Annotated in this window: 2 protein-coding genes, 2 pseudogenes and 1 other annotated feature; of the genes and pseudogenes, 1 reads left to right on the forward strand and 3 read right to left on the reverse strand. The window is 45.2% G+C overall.

What is annotated here, in order from left to right; genetic code table 11:
- The 3 genes and pseudogenes from BHE85_RS14065 to ospI form a co-directional block, all read right to left on the reverse strand.
- A partial coding sequence (locus tag BHE85_RS14065; RefSeq protein ID WP_000567707.1) for a transposase occupies positions 1–248 on the reverse strand: 248 nt, incomplete at its 3' end.
- Positions 249–335: 87 nt separating this feature from the next.
- Positions 336–605 (reverse strand): annotated as a pseudogene (locus tag BHE85_RS14070) (transposase); the annotation flags it as partial.
- A gap of 114 nt (positions 606–719) precedes the next feature.
- The gene (ospI, locus tag BHE85_RS26795) at positions 720–1,358 is read right to left on the reverse strand and encodes a type III secretion system effector OspI (RefSeq protein ID WP_073692200.1); all 639 of its coding nucleotides are present in this window, start codon (positions 1,356–1,358) and stop codon (positions 720–722) included.
- Between the two features lie 197 nt (positions 1,359–1,555).
- On the opposite strand from ospI, the pseudogene BHE85_RS14080 reads away from it, so the two are divergent.
- Positions 1,556–2,081 (forward strand): annotated as a pseudogene (locus BHE85_RS14080) (IS3-like element IS629 family transposase); the annotation flags it as partial.
- Positions 1,837–1,953: a sequence feature (AL1L pseudoknot), on the forward strand. Its footprint overlaps the pseudogene before it by 117 nt.

Genomic DNA, 2,081 nt, shown 5'->3' on the forward strand with positions numbered 1-2,081 from the left:
AGTTCTTTAATCTGCTTCATGGCGGCAGCAAGTTCAGAGGCAGGAACAACCTGTTCTCCGGCGGCCACAGCAGTAAGACTTCCTTCCTGGTATTGCTTACGCCAGAGAAATAACTGGCTGGCTGCTACACCATGTTGCCGGGCAACGAGGGAGACCGTCATCCCCGGTTCAAAGCTCTGCTGAACAATTGCGATCTTTTCCTGTGTGGTACGCCGTCTGCGTTTCTCCGGCCCTAAGACATCAATCATCTGTACTCCAATGACTAGTCTAAAAACTAGTATTAAGACTATCACTTATTTAAGTGATACTGGTTGTCTGGAGATTCAGGGGGCCAGTCTACCCAGCAAGCGCTGTAACTCTTTTATTTGTTTTATAGCGGCAGCCAGTTCTGAGGCAGGAACGACATCCTCTCCGGCAGCAATAGCAGTGAGACTTCCTTCCAGATATTATTTTTTCCACTTAAGCAACAGGCTGGGCTGAATACCATGCAAACGCGCCACATGGGACACCGTCATGCCAGGCTCCATTGTCTGCTGAATAATGGCAATTTTTTCCTGAGGAGTTTTACGTTTACGAAGCTCCAGCCCCAGCAAAGTTCCAGTCATCTCAAAATTAGAACTAGTGTTAGACATATATCCAAGCCTATCTCTTATTTTAAGATACATCCACTGTCTGGCGTTTCAAGGGGCCGGCTCAAATCTATGTACAGGCTCTCAGCATCAGCAAAGCCTCTTACTCTTCCAACTACTACTGTTAGCATAGTGATCAAATTCCTGATCAGATACATGAATTACCTGAACCGAACTATTTTCATCTACAAATGCATCTGGCGATTTTTCTACAGGATCATAAAGATTAAATCCCTTTCCTGTTTGAACATCCAAAAACATAATTTTTTCACCATCGTTAAATCCAGCTATCCAATGAGTGGCCTGTTCAATAGAAATCATTACTACACTTCCTTTTGAAGTGTTTTGTAAAATATTTTCTGCAATACGCTCACGAAATTTACTATAAGTTTCATTAGGATGTGACACTATGCCTTCACTATCAATTTGCTCTAAATGCCTATGAAAAAATCCGGTCATATACTCTGATATTTCATTAGGTACGGGAGCCTCTCTTACTCCATACCCTAACATAGCCATACAAGCATGAAGCGCACACCCTGAACAGTTACCATCCCCACCAGACGGATTTATCATTTTCTGTAAAGTCGCTGCCAATTCAGAATCTTTATCCATATCACCAAGACTTTTAGAGTTTAAAGATTCCAGCAATTTTTTAACATTTACATTTCCCTCCTCTATATGTGCCTCATATCCAGCAGTTCCCTGTAACGACACCCCATTAATCATATTGTATCCTGACAGTATATATACTCACTATATTTTCTTCATAACAAATATCCCTCTGATATGACAACAAAAAACGGAGCCGGATTCCTGTTTTTGTGAACTGCAGCTATTCGAGTCTAAAAAGTGATCCACTTACCACCAACTGAACCGCCCCGGGAATCCTGGAGACTAAACTTCCTGAGAAAGAGGTAAACAGGATGACTAAAAATACTCGTTTTTCCCCCGAAGTCCGTCAACGGGCAGTCCGTATGGTTCTGGAAAGTCAGGGCGAATATGACTCACAATGGGCGACAATTTGTTCCATTGCTCCAAAGATTGGCTGTACGCCGGAGACTCTGCGTGTCTGGGTTCGCCAGCATGAGCGGGATACCGGGGGCGGTGATGGAGGGCTCACCACCGCTGAACGTCAGCGTCTGAAAGAGCTGGAGCGTGAAAATCGTGAACTGCGCCGCAGTAACGATATCCTTCGCCAGGCTTCCGCTTATTTTGCGAAGGCGGAGTTCGACCGCCTCTGGAAAAAATGATGCCACTGCTGGATAAGCTGCGTGAGCAGTACGGGGTCGGACCGCTATGCAGCGAACTGCATATTGCCCCGTCAACGTATTACCACTGTCAGCAACAGCGACATCATCCGGATAAACGCAGTGCCCGTGCGCAGCGCGATGACTGGCTGAAGAAAGAGATACAGCGCGTATACGATGAAAATCACAAGGTATACGGTGT

This window comes from Shigella sp. FC1567, from assembly GCF_001743015.1.
Lineage (GTDB): Bacteria > Pseudomonadota > Gammaproteobacteria > Enterobacterales > Enterobacteriaceae > Escherichia > Escherichia coli.

Coding starts and splice junctions, on each gene's coding strand:
- ospI (WP_073692200.1), bottom strand. CDS start 1,358: ATGATTAATGGGGTGTCGTTACAGGGAACTGCTGGATATGAGGCACAT.